16 protein-coding genes are annotated in these 16,516 nt (G+C 72.9%); 10 read left to right on the forward strand and 6 right to left on the reverse strand.

Annotated elements, in window-relative coordinates:
- Positions 1-89 precede the first annotated feature (89 nt).
- Complete coding sequence (metF, locus tag ABGB11_RS06940) at positions 90-1,022, forward strand: methylenetetrahydrofolate reductase [NAD(P)H] (protein ID WP_347629986.1); 933 nt, start codon at positions 90-92, stop codon at positions 1,020-1,022.
- Here metF and ABGB11_RS06945 read toward each other — a convergent pair.
- The 5 genes from ABGB11_RS06945 to ABGB11_RS06965 are packed head-to-tail and all read right to left on the reverse strand — an operon-like array spanning position 959 to position 3,648.
- Positions 959-1,561 (reverse strand): GNAT family N-acetyltransferase, encoded by a 603-nt coding sequence (locus ABGB11_RS06945; RefSeq protein ID WP_347629987.1) that lies wholly within the window; start codon positions 1,559-1,561, stop codon positions 959-961. The two genes, metF and ABGB11_RS06945, sit on opposite strands and share 64 nt — an antisense overlap.
- 10 nt (positions 1,562-1,571) lie before the next feature.
- Positions 1,572-1,904, reverse strand: coding sequence for a hypothetical protein (locus ABGB11_RS06950; protein WP_347629988.1), 333 nt, complete (start codon positions 1,902-1,904; stop codon positions 1,572-1,574).
- A 9-nt stretch (positions 1,905-1,913) separates the two neighbouring features.
- On the reverse strand, positions 1,914-2,777 hold the full coding sequence (locus ABGB11_RS06955) for a hypothetical protein (protein WP_347629990.1): 864 nt from the start codon (positions 2,775-2,777) through the stop codon (positions 1,914-1,916).
- A 56-nt stretch (positions 2,778-2,833) separates the two neighbouring features.
- On the reverse strand, positions 2,834-3,184 hold the full coding sequence (locus ABGB11_RS06960; protein WP_347629992.1) for an arsenate reductase family protein: 351 nt from the start codon (positions 3,182-3,184) through the stop codon (positions 2,834-2,836).
- Complete coding sequence (locus tag ABGB11_RS06965; RefSeq protein WP_347629994.1) at positions 3,184-3,648, reverse strand: YbaK/EbsC family protein; 465 nt, start codon at positions 3,646-3,648, stop codon at positions 3,184-3,186. Before ABGB11_RS06965 ends, ABGB11_RS06960 begins: the two co-directional genes overlap by 1 nt.
- Before the next feature lie 24 nt (positions 3,649-3,672).
- On the opposite strand from ABGB11_RS06965, the gene ABGB11_RS06970 reads away from it, so the two are divergent.
- From ABGB11_RS06970 to ABGB11_RS06985, 4 genes are all read left to right on the forward strand, one after another.
- Positions 3,673-4,455, forward strand: a complete 783-nt coding sequence (locus tag ABGB11_RS06970) for a L,D-transpeptidase family protein (RefSeq protein WP_347629996.1) — start codon at positions 3,673-3,675, stop codon at positions 4,453-4,455.
- 270 nt (positions 4,456-4,725) lie between these two features.
- Positions 4,726-5,229, forward strand: a complete 504-nt coding sequence (locus ABGB11_RS06975) for an SAV_6107 family HEPN domain-containing protein (RefSeq protein ID WP_347629998.1) — start codon at positions 4,726-4,728, stop codon at positions 5,227-5,229.
- A 223-nt stretch (positions 5,230-5,452) separates the two neighbouring features.
- The gene (locus ABGB11_RS06980) at positions 5,453-6,631 is read left to right on the forward strand and encodes a CoA transferase (protein WP_347630000.1); all 1,179 of its coding nucleotides are present in this window, start codon (positions 5,453-5,455) and stop codon (positions 6,629-6,631) included.
- Positions 6,632-6,715: 84 nt separating this feature from the next.
- A complete protein-coding gene (locus ABGB11_RS06985) occupies positions 6,716-8,128 on the forward strand; it encodes an MFS transporter (RefSeq protein WP_347630002.1) in 1,413 nt (470 codons plus the stop codon).
- Between the two features lie 107 nt (positions 8,129-8,235).
- On the opposite strand, the gene ABGB11_RS06990 is transcribed toward ABGB11_RS06985, so the two are convergent.
- On the reverse strand, positions 8,236-8,730 hold the full coding sequence (locus ABGB11_RS06990) for a transcriptional regulator (RefSeq protein ID WP_021597992.1): 495 nt from the start codon (positions 8,728-8,730) through the stop codon (positions 8,236-8,238).
- 447 nt (positions 8,731-9,177) lie between these two features.
- Here ABGB11_RS06990 and pyrR point away from each other — a divergent pair, with 447 nt between their 5' ends.
- Genes pyrR through carB form a run of 5 tightly spaced genes read left to right on the forward strand, consistent with a single transcriptional unit; the run spans position 9,178 to position 16,450 of the window.
- On the forward strand, positions 9,178-9,738 hold the full coding sequence (gene pyrR / locus ABGB11_RS06995) for a bifunctional pyr operon transcriptional regulator/uracil phosphoribosyltransferase PyrR (protein WP_347630541.1): 561 nt from the start codon (positions 9,178-9,180) through the stop codon (positions 9,736-9,738).
- On the forward strand, positions 9,735-10,676 hold the full coding sequence (locus ABGB11_RS07000) for an aspartate carbamoyltransferase catalytic subunit (RefSeq protein WP_347630005.1): 942 nt from the start codon (positions 9,735-9,737) through the stop codon (positions 10,674-10,676). Before pyrR ends, ABGB11_RS07000 begins: the two co-directional genes overlap by 4 nt.
- Complete coding sequence (locus ABGB11_RS07005) at positions 10,673-11,959, forward strand: dihydroorotase (protein WP_347630007.1); 1,287 nt, start codon at positions 10,673-10,675, stop codon at positions 11,957-11,959. The genes ABGB11_RS07000 and ABGB11_RS07005 overlap by 4 nt, the downstream gene beginning before the upstream one ends.
- Positions 11,956-13,086 (forward strand): glutamine-hydrolyzing carbamoyl-phosphate synthase small subunit, encoded by a 1,131-nt coding sequence (gene carA, locus ABGB11_RS07010; RefSeq protein WP_347630009.1) that lies wholly within the window; start codon positions 11,956-11,958, stop codon positions 13,084-13,086. The genes ABGB11_RS07005 and carA overlap by 4 nt, the downstream gene beginning before the upstream one ends.
- A complete protein-coding gene (carB, locus tag ABGB11_RS07015; RefSeq protein ID WP_347630011.1) occupies positions 13,073-16,450 on the forward strand; it encodes a carbamoyl-phosphate synthase large subunit in 3,378 nt (1,125 codons plus the stop codon). The genes carA and carB overlap by 14 nt, the downstream gene beginning before the upstream one ends.
- The last annotated feature ends 66 nt before the right edge of the window (positions 16,451-16,516 follow it).

Raw genomic sequence — 16,516 nt, forward strand, 5'->3', positions numbered from 1 at the left:
CGATCTTCGGAAATAGGTACATAACGCCGGTGGCCTGTGGCGAGCGTCACGCGGATCGGCGGTTTCGGGGCCTTCTGTAGGCTTGGGGAATGCGCGTACGCCTCGACCGGCCCCCCACCGTCCGAGAGCTGCTGGCCACCGGCCGCCGCTCGTTCTCCTTCGAGTTCTTCCCGCCGAAGACCGACAAGGGCGCGCGGAACCTGTGGCGGACCATCCGCGAGCTGGAGCCCCTGCACCCGACCTTCGTGTCGGTGACCTACGGCGCGGGCGGCGGCACCCGCGACAAGACCGTCGACATCGTCGAGCGGATCGCGACCGACACCACCCTCACCCCGGTCGCGCACTTCACCGCCGTCGACCACTCGCAGGCCGAGCTGCGCAACCTGATCGGGCGGTTCGCCGCCGCGGGCGTCCGCAACATCCTCGCCGTCCGCGGCGACCCGCCCGGCGACCCGATGGGAGAGTGGGTCAAGCACCCCGACGGCGTCGAGTACGCCGCCGACCTGGTCCGGATGATCCGCGCCGCGGGCGACTTCTGCGTCGGCGTGGCCGCCTTCCCCTACAAGCACCCGCGCTCGCCCGACGTCGAGAGCGACACCCGCTACTTCATCGAGAAGTGCCGGGCCGGCGCCGACTACGCGATCACCCAGATGTTCTTCCGGGCCGAGGACTACTTCCGGCTCCGCGACCGCGTCGAGGCCGCCGGCTGCGACGTGCCGGTCCTGCCGGGCATCATGCCGGTCACGCAGATCAGCACGATCGAGCGGTCCGAGCAGCTGTCGGGCGCGCCGTTCCCGCCCGAGGTCAAGGCCCGGTTCGACGCGGTGGCCGACGACCCGGAGGCGGTCCGCAGGCTCGGCATCGAGCACGCCGCCGAGCTGTGCGGGGAGCTGCTCGACCAGGACGCCCCCGGCATCCACTTCATCACCTTCAACAAGTCGACGGCGACGCGGGAGGTCTACTCGCTGCTGGACGACGCCGGGTACGACGCCAGCGGCAGGGTCCCGCCCATGACCGCGTAGCGGGGCCCTCCGCCCGGGAACTCGAAGCCGGTCAGCAGGTCGACCATGCCGACCGAGCGGTAGAGGGTCCGGGCGGGGGTGTCCGGGGTCTTGTCGAGCGTCGACAGCACGACCGTCCGCTCCGGCCTGCCCTCGCACAGCGCGCTCAGCAGGCCCCGGCCGAGTCCCTTGCCCTGCGCCCGCGGGTGCACGTGCAGCTCGGCGACCTCGAACGTGTCCGCCAGCCACGCCTCGGCGTGCTCGGGCCCCTCCAGGTCGGACAGCGCCTGGTGGACGACGTCGTGCCACCACTGGCCGCGCGCCCCGTGGAACCCGTACGCGAACCCCAGGACGGGACCCGGCACCACCGGCAGCGCCCCGCGGCGCTCGGCGACCAGCGCGCGGAACCCCGGATACGAGGCGTGCCGTTCCATGATGGTGTGCCGGCCCGGGAGCTGCTCGTTCGGCGGGTCCATCGCGGCCGCGTACACGTCCAGCATGGGGCCGAGCCTGCGTAGGAAGGCGCGTTCGTCGATCTCACGCAGCTTCGGGTCCCTCACCCGACAGAGACTAGACCCGCGCGATGGTCCGCTGGGTGGCCGAGAGCCGATCGTAGATGTCCCAGAGGATGCGGTCGGCGGCCTTCTGCAGCGTCCCCCGGTTGGTGTCGAGGTGCCCGCCCCACTCCCGCGCCTCCGGCCCGAGCCACGCGTCCGTCCCGCGCAGCGTCTTCACCGGGGCGTCCAGGGCCCGGCGGAGGCGGTCGATGCTGCCGTAGGCGTCCGCGTACGCCTGGTAGAGCTGCTGGTACTCCGGGTTGGGACGTTCCGTCGGCGACAGCTCCGCCGCGGCGGTGCCGGTGAGCGGAGGGGGCAGGCTGCCGGGAGGAGGCGGAGCGGCCATGGCGACCTCTCAGGCGACGTTCGTTGCTCGGGTGTCCGTTGCTCGGGTGTCCGTTGCTTGGGACGGACGGAGATCGAGCTTCGCGATGGCCTCGCGCGTCCGCCCGCTCATGTCCGCCCCGAGGAGCACCTGGACGGCGACGGGCCGGACTCCGACGCGGTCGGCCTCGGCCAGGAAGGCGCGCAACCACCTCACGTCCATCGTCAGATGGTGGCTGGACGTGCCGAGCGACTCCTGGACGACCCGCAGCCGGGCCTCGTGCCCCTGCGCGTCCTTCAGCAGCGCGGCCGTGGCCGCCGGGCCCAGCCTCTCGTACAGCTTCTCGGTGTAGTCGGGATCATCGGCGTTGGCCTTCAGGTGCTTCCACACGGTGTCGGGCACGGGCCTGCGGTCCTGGACCGATGCAACGACGGCCAGCGCGTCGGTCTTGGCGGCCCTGGCGGCCGCCTGCCGGGTGGGGAAGTCGCCGATCTCCCCGGCGCCGCTCGGCGTCGGCTCGGGCGCGGTCCGGCGCGGCGGCGGCTTCACCGGCCGCGGCGACCCGACCGGAGCGCGCCCCGGGGTCCGGGGCGACGGCGCGGGGCGCGGCGTGGGCGGAGCGTCCACCCCGCCGCCCGGCGACGGGTGGGTGATCGCGTAGTTGTAGCGCCGCGTCAGCATCCCGAGCTGCTCGGCGGCCCACCGCGCCACCTCGTCGGCCTGCTTGTACCCGGCCGCGGAGACGCCCGGCGGCGGGCGGTGGCCGTTCAGCCAGCCCTGGATCGCGTTCTGCGCGTCCTGCATCTGCCGGATGACCTGATCGAGCGCGGGCGGGTCGATTCCGCGAAAGCCCGGGTCGCGCGCCGCCGGGCCGGTGCGCATCTGCGCCGTCATCGCCCCTCCGGAGGTCACCGATCGTCGTTCCCCGACTCCCCAGAATCACACCGGCGTCAGCCGCTGTCGAGGGCCTTGCGCACCGAGGCGTCGTCGCGCGCCACGACGGCGGTGCCGCCGGTCAGCACGATCGGCCGCTGGATCAGCACCGGGTTCGCCACCATGATCTCGATCCACCGCGCCCGGTCGTGTTCGAGGTCCTTGAGCCCGAGCTCCTTGGCGACCGGCTCGTTCAGCCGCGCCACCTCCCACGGCTCGGCACCGATCCGGGTGAGCACCTCGTCAAGCTCGTCCGCCGTGGGCGGCTGGTCCAGGTAGCGGCGCTCGGTGTACTCCACGCCCGCCTCGTCCAGCGCCGCCTTGGCGGCCCGGCTCTTGGAACACCGCGGGTTGTGCCAGATCTCCATCACTCCACCTCCGCCGGGGTGCCCCCGGTGATCCTCAGCAGTTCCTCGTACGACGTGGGGAAGACGGTGTGCGGGTGCCCGCCCGCGGCCCACACCCGGTCGTACTTGTCCAGCCAGACGTCCACGAGCGTGCGGATCGGCGCCGGGTGGCCGATCGGCGCGACGCCCCCGATCGGCTGGCCGGTCGCCTCCCGGACGAACTCCGGCGTCGCCCGCCGCACCTTCGCCGCGCCCACCAGGCCCGCCACCTTGGCCGTGTCCACGCGGTGCGCGCCGCTGGTCATCACCAGCAGCGGCGACCCGTCGGCGTCGAAGAGCAGGCTGTTGGCGATCGCGCCGACCTCGCAGCCGAGCTGATCGGCCGCGGCCTGGGCAGTCCGCGCGGAGTCGGGAAGCTCTACGATGGCTCCGGTCGCGCCCTGGTCGCGCAGGGCCTTCGTGACGATTTCGGCATTCGGATGCATGGGTAGCACTCTAAGGTTCGGCGCATGCGAGGGAGACCGATCGACGTGCGGAAGAGCGCGGTTCTGCTGATCGCGGTTGTCGGCCTGACGGCCTGCAACGACACGGACGCGGCGTCGCCCGCCCCGTCGAAGGCCTCACCGTCGGCGACGGCGACGTCGCCCGCACCGACGCCCACCCCGACCCACCGCAGACTCAAGGCGGGCGCCAAGGGCGAGGACGTCAAGGCGCTCCAGCGCCGGCTGAAGGAGCTCAACTACGACCCGGGCAAGGTGGACGGGAAGTACGGGCCGTCCACGCAGACGGCCGTCTGGGCGTTCCAGGCCGTGAACCGCCTCAAGCAGAAGACCACGCTCGGCAAGTCCTTCTGGGAGGCCCTCGACGCGCCCAAGGAGCCGCGTCCGATGGCCAAGAAGCGGGAGAAGAACCGCGTCGACGTCGACCTGAAACGGCAGTACCTCGTCCTCTACAAGGACGGGAAGCCGCGGCTCATCTCGCACATCTCGTCGGGTTCGGGCGAGTACTACTGCGCCAAGGACCGCGGCGCCACCGTCCCGCGCTGCCGCTACGCCACGACCGGCACGGGCGACTTCCGGACGGGGCGCCGTGCGTCGGGTTGGGAGAGGTCTCCCCTGGGGCAGCTCTACAACCCCATCTACTTCAACGGCGGCATCGCCTTCCACGGCGCTCTGGACGTCCCCAAGTACCCCGCCTCGCACGGCTGCCTGCGGATGCCGATGCACATCGCCGAGTACTTCCCGGACCTGCTCGGGACCAACGTTCCCGTGCACGTCAGGCGGCCTCGCTAGCCGTCCCGCGGGCACGCCGCCGCACCCGCCGTTCGACCGGCTGCGTGCCCTCTGACCTGCGGGTCGTGACACGCGTTCGAACACGTTGACGAATCGTCGCCGTGCCTGTTTACTGGGAATGCCTCGAACTTATGTTCGAGGTGGTGCGGGACTCGCGGCCCGTACCAGGGCGACGTCCCCGCCGGTCGCGGTGTTTCGGCGGGACGGACGGCCGGGCGGAGTGAGGGGAAGCTCTCCGCCCGGCCGGCCCGAGCCCGGAAGGAGGCAGACATGTCCGGAACGATGACCGCACGCGGGATCCACTCCGCCGCCCAGTCCGTCCCAGCACCGAGCCCACGCCCCCGTCACCGCCCGATGCCCGCGCCGCGCCCGGCGCACACGGCCGTCGGCCAGCTGCACGCCGCCCGCATGGGCCTCGCCGAGGCGGCCGAGGCCACCTCGCCCGCCGTCCGCTACGTCTGCGCCCACCTGGCCGCGCTGCGCGCCGCCGCCGCGGTGCTGGCGTCCAAGGAACCCCTGGAGACCCACCGCCGCGGCCGTCCGCGCAGCGTGTGGGTGCTGCTGCCCGAGGCCGAGCCCGCCCTGCGCGAATGGGCGGCGTTCTTCGCCGCCGGCGCCGACAAGCGCGCCGCCGCCGAGGCCGGCCTCCCGCGCGCCGTGACGGCGCGCGAGGCCGAGGAGCTCCTGCACGACGCGGAGGTCTTCGTCACCCTGGTCGAGGACACCCTCGGCGTCACCGGCCAGCCGACCCTCCCGGTCCCCGAAGCCGGCTGAGCCACCCCGGAGGCCCGTCCCCCTCCCCGGGACCGGCCCCCGCCGGAGGCCGGGGCGGCCGCCGCCACCTCACCGCGGCCCGCCGCCCGGCCTCCGGCGCCGTGACGATCGCGCCGGCGGCGGCCGCAACCCCCCGAGCCGGTCCCGCCGGCGCGATCCCCGGTGTGATCCCCGGCGCACCCGCCCCGCGCCGCCCGGCCGGCCGCCTGATAGACATCGCTGCATGGCCGGGACACTGCCTCTGGACGGGATGCGCGTCGTCGAGCTGTCCAGCTTCGTGGCCACGCCGCTGGGCGGGATGACGCTGGCGCAGCTCGGCGCCGACGTCATCCGGGTCGACCAGATCGGCGGCGGGCCCGACATCGACCGGTGGCCGCTCGCGCCGTCCGGGCGGAGCCTGTACTGGGCCGGGCTGAACAAGGGCAAGCGCTCGGTCACGGTGGACCTGCGGTCGCCGGAGGGACGCGAGGTCGTCGCGGATCTCATCGCCGGCGCCGGCGCCGTCCTGACCAACGCCCCACCCCGGCCAGGCCTCACGTACGAGGAGCTGAGAGCGGTCAGGCCGGATCTGATCCATGTCCGGCTCCAGGGGACGCGCGACGGAGGCAATGCCGTCGACTACACGGTGAACGCCGCCCTGGGGTTCCCGTTGATCACGGGTCCGCCCGGCCAGGAGGCGCCGGTCAACCACGCCCTGCCCGCGTGGGACGTGGCGTGCGGCCTCTACATGGCCGTCGGCCTGCTCGCGGCCGAGCGGCACCGCCTGCGCACGGGCGAAGGGCGGAGCATCGAGGTGGCGCTGCAGGACGTCGCCCTGGCCACCGCGGGGAACCTGGGCTACCTCGCCGAGGCGCAGCTGGGCGACCCCAGGGCGCGCCTGGGGAACCACCTGTTCGGCGACTTCGGACGCGACTTCGCCACCTCCGACGGACGGGTCATGGTCGCGATCCTCACGGCCCGCCACTGGCGCGACCTCGTGGAGGCCACCGGTTTCGGCGAGGTGATGGCCGCCCTCGAACGGGCCCTGGACGCCGACTTCCGCCGCGCCGGCGACCGCTACGGCCACCGGGAGGCGCTCGGCGGCGTGCTCGCCCCCTGGTTCGCGTCCCGCACGTGCGAGCAGGTCGCGGACGAGCTGGCCGGCACGTCCGTCCTCTGGTCCCGGTACCGCGACTTCGCGGAGGTGGCCGCGGGCCTCGGCGACGAGCCGCTGATGGCCGTGCTGGACCAGCCGGGCGTGGGGCCCCACCTGGCCCCCGGATCCCCGCTGCGCCTCGACGCCGCCGCGGCGCCCCCGCCCGCCCCCATGCTGGGCGAGCACACCGACGAGGTGCTGCGGGACGTCCTGTCCGCGTCCCCGCAGCGGATCGACGCGCTGCGGGACAAGGGCGCGATCGCCTAGCGGTGCCGGTCGGCTCTCCAACGGGGGATAGACGGCGGTTCGTCCGACTGTGAGATTGTTAGGGGGGCGAACTAGGGGGACTCGGTGGCGGGGCAGGGCGGGCGCGGGCTGGTTCCGCTGCTGGCGTTCCTCGGGGTGATGGCCTACTCGCTGTCCATGGCCGTCGTGACGCCCGCGCTGCCGCAGATCCAGGACGGCCTGGACACCACGCCGGCGGGCGCGGCGTGGGCGCTGACCGCGATGACGCTGTCCGCGGCGGTCGCCACGCCCGTCGTCGGGCGGCTCGGCGACCTGTACGGGCCGCGCCGCGTCCTGCTCGCCGTGCTGGCCGTCGCGGCCGCCGGGACGGTCGTCGCGGCCCTGGCCGACACCGTGCCGGCCATGCTGGCCGGGCGCGCCCTCAGCGGCATCGGCGGCGGCGTCTTCCCGCTGGCGTACACGATCATCCGGGACGTGGTGCCGGCCGTGCGGAGGGCCTCGGCCATCGGCTTCATGTCGTCCATGCTGGGGCTCGGCGGCGCGGTGTCGTGGTGCCTCGCCGGGCCGGTCATCGACCTCCTCGGCTGGCGGTGGCTGCTGTGGATCCCGGTCGCCGGCCTGGTGCCCGGCGCGGTCCTCGCCTGGTGGATCGTCCCGCGCCCGGTGCCCCGGACGGCGGCGAAGGTCGACTGGTGGGGCGCCGGCCTGTTCGCCGCCTGGCTGGTGGCCGCGCTCACCGCCCTCACCCAGGGCATGGAGTGGGGCTGGACGTCCCCCGGTGTCCTCGGCCTCCTCGCGCTGTCGCTCGCGGCGGCCGCCGCATGGCTGTGGGTGGAGGGCCGGGTCCGCGACCCGCTGATCGATCCGCGGCTCATGCGCGTGCGCGGGGTCTGGACGGCGAACGCCGCCTCGCTGCTGTCCGGTTACTCGCTCATGGCCGGCGGCCTGCTGTTCCCCCTGCTCGTCCAGCTCCCGGAGGACACCGGCTACGGCTTCGGCGGGACGGCCACCCAGGCGGCCCTGCTGCAGCTCCCCGCCAGCATCGGCATGACGGTCGCGGGGATGACCGCGGGCCTCCTCGACCGGCGCGTCGGCTCCCGGGCGGTCCTGTTCGGCGGCGCGCTGATGACCGGCCTCGGCTACGCGTTCGTGGCGGTCCAGCACGACGCCATGTGGCAGCTCTACGTCGGCGGCCTGGCGCGCGGCATCGGCCTGGGGTTCGCCTACGCCGCGGTGGCGAACCTGGTCGTCGCCGCCGTGCCGACCGGGGAGACGGGCGTCGCGACCGGCGTCAACACGCTCATCAGGACGGTCGGGGCGTCCCTCGGGACCCAGGTCAGCGCGGTCGTCATCGTCGCCGTCCCCGGCGAGGGCGGTTACAGCGCGGGCTTCGCCCTGAGCGCCGCCGCCGTGGCCGTCGTCCTCCCGCTGGCGCTCCTCGCCCCGCGGGGGCGGCGGCGCCCGGCCGGGGACGTCGCGTGCGGCGAGCCGGAGTACCAGACCGCGCCCATGACATGACTCTCCGTGTTCGCCGGAGGGTGCGGGCCCCGGATTGCGAACGGGGCCCGCCGCGTGGTGCGGCGGGCCCCGTCCGGTGAAGCGGATCGTGCGGTGGAGCAGGCGGATCAGAACGACTCGACGGCGCGGCGCGCCTCCGGGTCGAGGACGCCCCAGCCGATGAGCTCTTCGGTGAGCTCGGTCGGGGACTTGTCATAGATGACCGCCAGAGAACGCAGGTCCTCCTGGCGGATGGACAGGACCTTTCCGTTGTAGTCGCCCCGCTGGCTCTGGATCGTCGCGGCGTAGCGGGCGAGAGGACCGGCCTTGTCTTTCGGAAGCTGCTGCAACCGCTCTAGATCGATCACGAGCTTGGGTGTAGGCCCGAGCGGGCTCGGCGCGGCTCCGCCGGGCAGCAACTCGGAAACCGGCACGCCGTAGAAATCGGCGAGCTCGGCCAGCTTCTGAACGGTGACGGCGCGGTCGCCCCGCTCGTACGAACCCACGACGACGGCCTTCCAGCGGCCACGTGACTTCTCTTCCACGCCGTGCAGGGACAGACCCTGCTGGGTGCGGATGGCGCGCAGGCGCGCACCGAGAGCCTTTGCGTATTCAGACGGCATTCTGCGGCCCCCAAGGCTCACTTCGTCGTCGTCGGACCCCGGTTTGTCACCGGGGGGAGACAGATTCTCGAAGCCAGGGGGCCCCAGGAGTCTGTCTCCAGGGATGGTTACGGACAGTGACGGTAAAACGGGTACGGCGCCAGGTCAAGCTGATTGGAAAAAAGCGGTCGAATCCGCAGGACTCGATCCGGTCCGTCCGGATCGTCCCCGCGCCGGGCGGCCGGGGCGCGCCGGAGCCGTCGCGCTCCCGCGCCGCCGCCGCGCGGGCCGCCGAATGTGACGCCTTTCACCTGCGAAGACGTGGCGCGGGCCGGGTGCCGGGGCAGGCACGCCCGGCTGCTACCGTGTGCGGGACACAACGTCCTTTAAGGCCCGTCCAGTGAGGCGGGAAAGGAGGTTTCGGTGGTGAATGCTGCCTCCAGGCCGGAACGGCCGGCGGGGGCGCGCGTGGCGGACGGTGCCCCCCGGCCCAAGGCCGTTCTGGAGGGTCCCGACATCCGGCGCGCGCTCACCCGTATCGCACACGAGATCCTCGAGCGGACGAAGGGCGGCCACGACGTCCTGCTGCTCGGCATCCAGACCCGCGGCGTGACGCTGGCCGAGCGGCTCGCCGGGGCGCTGCGCGAGGTCGAGGGCCGCCCGGTGCCCTGGGGCTCGCTCGACGCGACCATGTACCGGGACGACCTGCGGATGCGGCCGGCCCGCGCCCTCGGGCGCACCGAGCTGCCCCCCGGGGGCGTCGACGACAAGGTCGTCGTCCTCGTCGATGACGTGCTGTTCTCCGGGCGGACGGTCCGCGCCGCGCTGGACGCGCTGAACGACCTCGGCCGGCCCCGCGCCGTCCAGCTCGCCGTCCTGGTCGACCGCGGGCACCGGGAGCTGCCGATCCGCGCGGACTACGTGGGCAAGAACCTGCCCACCTCGATGAAGGAGACCGTGAAGGTCCTGCTGGGCGAGAACGACGGGCGCGACGCGGTGCTGCTCGGCCCGGCGGGGGGTGCCGGATGAACCGCCATCTGATCTCCGCGGCCGACCTCAGCCGCGACGACGCGCTGCTCGTCCTCGACACCGCCGAGGAGCTGGCGCAGATCGCCGGCCGCTCCATCAAGAAGCTGCCGACGCTGCGCGGCCGGACGGTCGTCAACCTGTTCTACGAGGACTCGACCCGCACGCGCATCTCGTTCGAGGCCGCGGCGAAGCGGCTGTCGGCGGACGTCATCAACTTCTCCGCCAAGGGGTCCAGCGTGTCCAAGGGCGAGAGCCTGAAGGACACGGCCCTCACCCTGGAGGCGATGGGCGCGGACGGCGTCGTCATCCGGCACAGCGCCTCGGGGGCGCCGCACCGCCTCGCCAGGTGGGTGCAGGGCAGCGTGGTGAACGCCGGCGACGGGACGCACGAGCACCCCACGCAGGCGATCCTGGACGCGCTGACGATGCGCAAGCGCCTGGGCGGCCTGGACGGCCGCAAGGTCACGATCGTCGGCGACGTGCTGCACAGCCGGGTGGCACGATCCAACGTCCTGCTCCTGGCCACGCTCGGCGCCGACGTCACCGTGGTCGCCCCGCCGACCCTGCTCCCCGTCGCGGTCGACACCTGGCCGTGCTCGGTCTCCTACGACCTGGACGGCGTCATCCCGAAGAGCGACGTCATCATGATGCTGCGCGTCCAGCAGGAGCGGATGAACGCCTCCTACTTCCCGACCGTCCGCGAGTACAGCCGCCGGTACGGGCTGGACGCCGAGCGCATGGCGCAGCTGCCCGACCACGCCATCGTCATGCACCCGGGGCCGATGAACCGCGGCGTGGAGATCGCCGCCGAGGTCGCCGACTCCGTCCGGTCCACGATCGTCGAGCAGGTCGCCAACGGCGTCAGCGCCCGCATGGCGGTCCTCTACCTGCTGCTCGGAGGGTCCGAGCCCGCCATCGGCCAGGAGGTCTCGCAGTGACGACGTACATCATCAGGGGCGCCCGGATCCTCGGCGGCGAGGCGGCGGACATCCTCGTCCGCGAGGGCGCCGTCGCGGGCGTCGGCTCCGGCCTGGACGAGGCCGGGGCGCAGGTCGTCGACGCCGCGGGCCTCGTGGCCCTTCCCGGGCTGGTCGACCTGCACACCCACCTGCGCGAGCCGGGCCGCGAGGACGCCGAGACCGTCGACTCCGGGACGAAGGCCGCCGCGATGGGCGGGTTCACCGCCGTCCACGCGATGGCCAACACCGACCCGGTCGCCGACACGGCCGGCGTGGTCGAGCAGGTGTGGCGCCTCGGGCGCGAGGCCGGGTACTGCGACGTCCAGCCCGTCGGGGCCGTGACGCGCGGCATCGCCGGCGAGCAGCTCGCGGAGCTGGGCGCGATGGCCGACTCCGCCGCGCAGGTGCGGGTCTTCTCCGACGACGGGCACTGCGTGTCGGACGCGGTCATCATGCGCCGCGCGCTGGAGTACGTGAAGGCGTTCGACGGCGTCGTCGCGCAGCACGCGCAGGAGCCGCGCCTCACCGAGGGCGCGCAGATGAACGAGGGCGAGATGTCGGCCGCGCTCGGCCTGCGCGGCTGGCCCGCCGTGGCCGAGGAGGCGATCATCGCCCGGGACGTGCTGCTCGCCCAGCACGTCGGGTCGCGGCTGCACGTGTGCCACGTGTCCACGGCCGGGTCGGTGGAGATCATCCGGTGGGCGAAGAGCAAGGGCTGCCCGGTGACCGCCGAGGTCACCCCGCACCACCTGCTGCTCGACGACGGCAGGGCCGGGTCCTACGACCCGATCTTCAAGGTCAACCCGCCGCTGCGCACCGCCGACGACGTCACCGCGCTGCGGCACGCCCTCGCCGACGGGACGATCGACTGCGTCGCCACCGACCACGCCCCGCACCCGGTCGAGGCCAAGGAGACCGAGTGGGCCGTGGCCGCGATGGGCATGATCGGCCTGGAGACGGCGCTCCCGGTGGTCCAGGAGGCCATGGTCGAGACCGGCCTGCTCGACTGGACCGGGGTCGCCGACCGCATGTCCGCCCGCCCCGCCCGCATCGGCCGCCTTTCCGGACAGGGTCGTCCGCTTGAGGTGGGCTCGCCCGCCAACATCACGCTGTACGACCCGTCTCCTCGCCGTCCGGTGGACCCGTCCGCGATGACGTCCAAGAGCCGCAACACCCCCTTCGCGGGGCTGGAGCTGCCCGGACGCGTCATCGCGACGTTCCTGCGCGGCACGCCGACCGTCCTCGAAGGGAAGCTCCAATGAACCCTGCTCTGCTCGTTCTGGAAGACGGCAGGGTGTTCCACGGGGTCGCGTACGGCGCCGAGGGCGAGACCTTCGGCGAGATGGTCTTCAACACCGGCATGACCGGCTACCAGGAGACCCTGACCGACCCCTCGTACGCGCGCCAGATCGTGGCCATGACGTCCCCCCACATCGGCAACACCGGCGTCAACGACGAGGATCCCGAATCGCGCCGCATCCAGGTGGCGGGGTACGTCGTGCGCGAGCCCGCGCGTGTCGCGTCCAACTGGCGTGCCACGGGCTCGCTGGGGTCCGCGCTGCGCGACCAGGGGATCGTGGGGATCGCCGTCTCCGGCACGCGTGCGCTGACCCGCCACCTGCGCGACAAGGGCGCGATGCGCGCCGGAATCTTCAGCGGGCCGGACTCCGTGGCGCCCGGGGCGGACGCCCTGCTCGAACGCGTCCGGCAGAGCCCGTCCATGGAAGGCGCCGACCTGGCGCGGGACGTCACCACCCCCGTGCCCTACGTCGTCCGTGCGTTGGGGGAGAAGCGCCACACGGTCGCGGCCGTCGACCTCGGCATCAAGTCGATGACGCCGTACCGCATGTCCGAGCGGGGCTGCGAGGTGCACGTCCTTCCGGCGACCAGCACGGCGGAGGACATCCTCGCCCTTGACCCGGACGGCGTGTTCTTCTCCAACGGCCCCGGCGACCCGGCCGCCGCGGGCTACGCGGTGGACGCGCTGCGGGGGGTCCTCGACACGGGCACCCCGTTCTTCGGGATCTGCTTCGGCAACCAGATCTTCGGCCGCGCGCTCGGCCTCGGGACGTACAAGCTGCGGTTCGGCCACCGCGGCATCAACCAGCCCGTCCGGGACCGGACGACCGGCAAGGTCGACGTCTCGGCCCACAACCACGGCTTCGCGGTGGAGGCGCCCACGGACGGCCCGTTCGACACGCCGTACGGCCGCGCCGAGGTCAGCCACGTCAACCTCAACGACGGCTGCGTGGAGGGGCTGAGGCTCCTCGACCGGCCCGCGTTCAGCGTGCAGTACCACCCGGAGGCGGCGGCGGGCCCGCACGACGCGTCCGGCCTCTTCGACCGTTTCTGCGACCTGATGGAGGCGTCGAAGAATGCCGCGCCGTGAAGACCTGAAGTCCGTCCTGGTCATCGGCTCCGGGCCGATCGTCATCGGGCAGGCCTGCGAGTTCGACTACTCCGGGACCCAGGCGTGCCGGGTGCTGAAGGCCGAGGGCCTGCGGGTGACGCTGGTCAACAGCAACCCGGCCACGATCATGACCGACCCCGAGTTCGCCGACGCCACGTACGTCGAGCCGATCACCCCGGAGGTCGTCGAGAAGATCATCGCCAAGGAGCGGCCGGACGCGCTGCTGCCCACGCTGGGCGGCCAGACGGCCCTGAACACCGCCATCGCGCTCTACGAGGGCGGCGTCCTCGCCCAGTACGGGGTCGAGCTGATCGGCGCCGACGTGGACGCGATCCAGGCCGGGGAGAACCGGGAGCGGTTCAAGGACGTCGTCGCCAAGGTCGCGCGCGAGCACGGCCTGAACGCCGAGTCGGCCCGGTCGCTCATCTGCCACACGATGGACGAGTGCCTGGCCGCCGCCGGCGAGCTCGGCTACCCGGTCGTCGTCCGGCCGTCGTTCACGATGGGCGGTGCCGGGTCCGGCTTCGCCCACGACGAGGACGACCTGCGCCGCATCGCCGGCGCGGGCCTCGACGCGTCCCCGACCGGCGAGGTGCTCCTGGAGGAGTCGATCCTCGGCTGGAAGGAGTACGAGCTGGAGGTCATGCGCGACCGCCACGACAACGTGGTGATCGTGTGCTCGATCGAGAACCTCGACCCGATGGGCGTGCACACCGGCGACTCGATCACGGTCGCGCCCGCCCTGACGCTGACCGACCGCGAGTACCAGAACATGCGGGACGTCGCGATCGCCGTGATCCGCGAGGTCGGCGTGGACACCGGCGGCTGCAACATCCAGTTCGCCGTGCACCCCGGCACCGGCCGGATGGTCGTCATCGAGATGAACCCGCGGGTGTCGCGGTCGTCGGCCCTGGCGTCCAAGGCCACCGGCTTCCCGATCGCCAAGATCGCGGCGAAGCTGGCGATCGGCTACACGCTGGACGAGATCCCGAACGACATCACCCGGGTCACGCCCGCGTCGTTCGAGCCCACCCTCGACTACGTCGTGGTGAAGGTGCCCCGGTTCGCGTTCGAGAAGTTCCCCGGCGCGGACGGCACGCTCACCACGCACATGAAGTCGGTGGGCGAGGCCATGGCCATCGGACGCTGCTTCACCGAGGCCCTGCAGAAGGCCCTGCGCTCGCTGGAGCAGAAGGGTTCGTCGTTCAGCTGGGCGGGCGAGGCCGACGCCGAGGCGCTGGTCGAGTCGGCGAGGCGCCCGCATGACGGGCGCCTCCGGGACGTCCAGCGCGCGCTCTGGGCCGGAGCGGGTATCGAGGACCTGTACAAGGCGACCGGCATCGACCCCTGGTTCCTCGACCAGATCGCGGCCGTCAACGAGGTCGCCGACGAGATCCGCACCGCCGACGACGCGCTCACCAGGGACAAGCTGCTGCGCGCCAAGCGGCACGGGTTCTCCGACGCGCAGATCGGCGAGCTGCGCGGGCTCTCCGAGGAGGTCGTCAGGGAGCTGCGGCACGCCCTCGGCATCCGTCCCGTCTACCTGACCGTCGACACCTGCGCCGCCGAGTTCGAGGCGCGGACGCCGTACCTGTACTCGGCCTACGACGAGGAGACCGAGGTGCCGCCGGGCGCCAAGCCCAAGGTGCTGATCCTCGGCAGCGGCCCCAACCGCATCGGCCAGGGCGTCGAGTTCGACTACTCCTGCGTCCACGCCTCGTTCACGCTGGCCGAGGCGGGCTACGAGACCGTGATGGTCAACTGCAACCCCGAGACGGTCTCCACCGACTACGACACCTCCGACCGGCTGTACTTCGAGCCGCTGACGCTGGAGGACGTCCTGGAGGTCGTCCACGCGGAGCAGCAGTCGGGCGAGGTCGCGGGGGTCATCGTCCAGCTCGGCGGCCAGACGCCCCTGGGGCTCGCCCAGAAGCTCAAGGACGCGGGAGTGCCGATCGTCGGCACCTCTCCGGAGAGCATCCACCTCGCCGAGGAGCGGGGCGCCTTCGGGCGCGTGCTGCACCGGGCCGGGCTGCTCGCGCCCAAGCACGGCACCGCCACCTCCTACGAGGAGGCCCGCGAGATCGCCGGCGAGATCGGGTACCCCGTCCTCGTCCGGCCCTCGTACGTGCTCGGCGGGCGCGGCATGGAGATCGTGTACGACGACGGCACGCTGGAGTCGTACATGGCGCGCGCCACCGGTGCGCTGGGTGAGGAAGCGCTGCTCGAGCACCCCGTCCTGGTCGACCGCTTCCTGGACGAGGCCATCGAGATCGACGTCGACGCGCTGTACGACGGCGAGGAGCTTTACCTCGGCGGCGTGATGGAGCACATCGAGGAGGCCGGCATCCACTCCGGCGACTCGGCGTGCGCGCTGCCGCCCATCACGCTGGGGCACGACGACGTCCGCCGCATCCGGGAGTCGACGGAGGCGCTCGCGAAGGGCGTCGGGGTGCGCGGGCTGATGAACGTCCAGTACGCGCTGTCCGCGGGCGTCCTGTACGTGCTGGAGGCCAACCCGCGGGCGTCCCGGACGGTCCCGTTCGTCTCCAAGGCGACCGCGGTGCCGCTCGCCAAGGCCGCGGCCCGCGTCATGATGGGCGCCACGATCGCCGAGCTGCGCGCCGAGGGGATCCTTCCGGAGGCCGGCGACGGCGGGAGCCTGCCGCTGGACGCGCCCATCGCGGTGAAGGAGGCCGTCCTGCCCTTCGACCGGTTCCGCAACGAGCTCGGCCAGGGCGTCGACACCGTCCTCGGCCCGGAGATGCGCTCGACCGGCGAGGTGATGGGCATCGACGAGGTGTTCGGCACCGCGTTCGCCAAGTCGCAGCAGGCCGCCTACGGCTCGCTGCCGACCAAGGGGCGCGCGTTCGTCTCCGTGGCGAACCGGGACAAACGGCACATGGTGTTCCCGGTGAAGCGCCTCGCTGACCTGGGCTTTGAGATTCTTGCCACGGAAGGGACCGCGGAGGTCCTGCGCCGCAACGGCGTGCGTGCCAAGATCGTGCGCAAGCACAGCGAGGGTCCGGGCCCGTCCGGCGAGCCCACGATCGTGCGGCGCGTCCTGGACGGCGAGGTCGACCTCATCGTCAACACTCCCTTCGGCAGCCCCGGCCAGTCCGGGCCGCGGCTCGACGGTTACGAGATCCGTACCGCGGCCGTGCTGCGAGGCGTACCGTGCGTGACGACCGTGCAGGGGCTCGCGGCGGCCGTGCAGGGCATCGAGGCCGTCGCCGGCGGCCAGGTCGGCGTCCGCTCCCTCCAGGAGCACGCCGAGCGGCTCAGCGGCGCCCACGGGCGCACCCCGGCGGCGGGCCGGGGCGGTGCCGTGACGCCCGGGTGACAGAGGCCGGGCGCGGGCGGGCGGGCCCCGCCCGCGCCCGGCGCACGCGACGAGGAGAGGGAGACG

The organism is Actinomadura sp. B10D3, assembly GCF_039871695.1.
Lineage (GTDB): Bacteria > Actinomycetota > Actinomycetes > Streptosporangiales > Streptosporangiaceae > Spirillospora > Spirillospora madurae.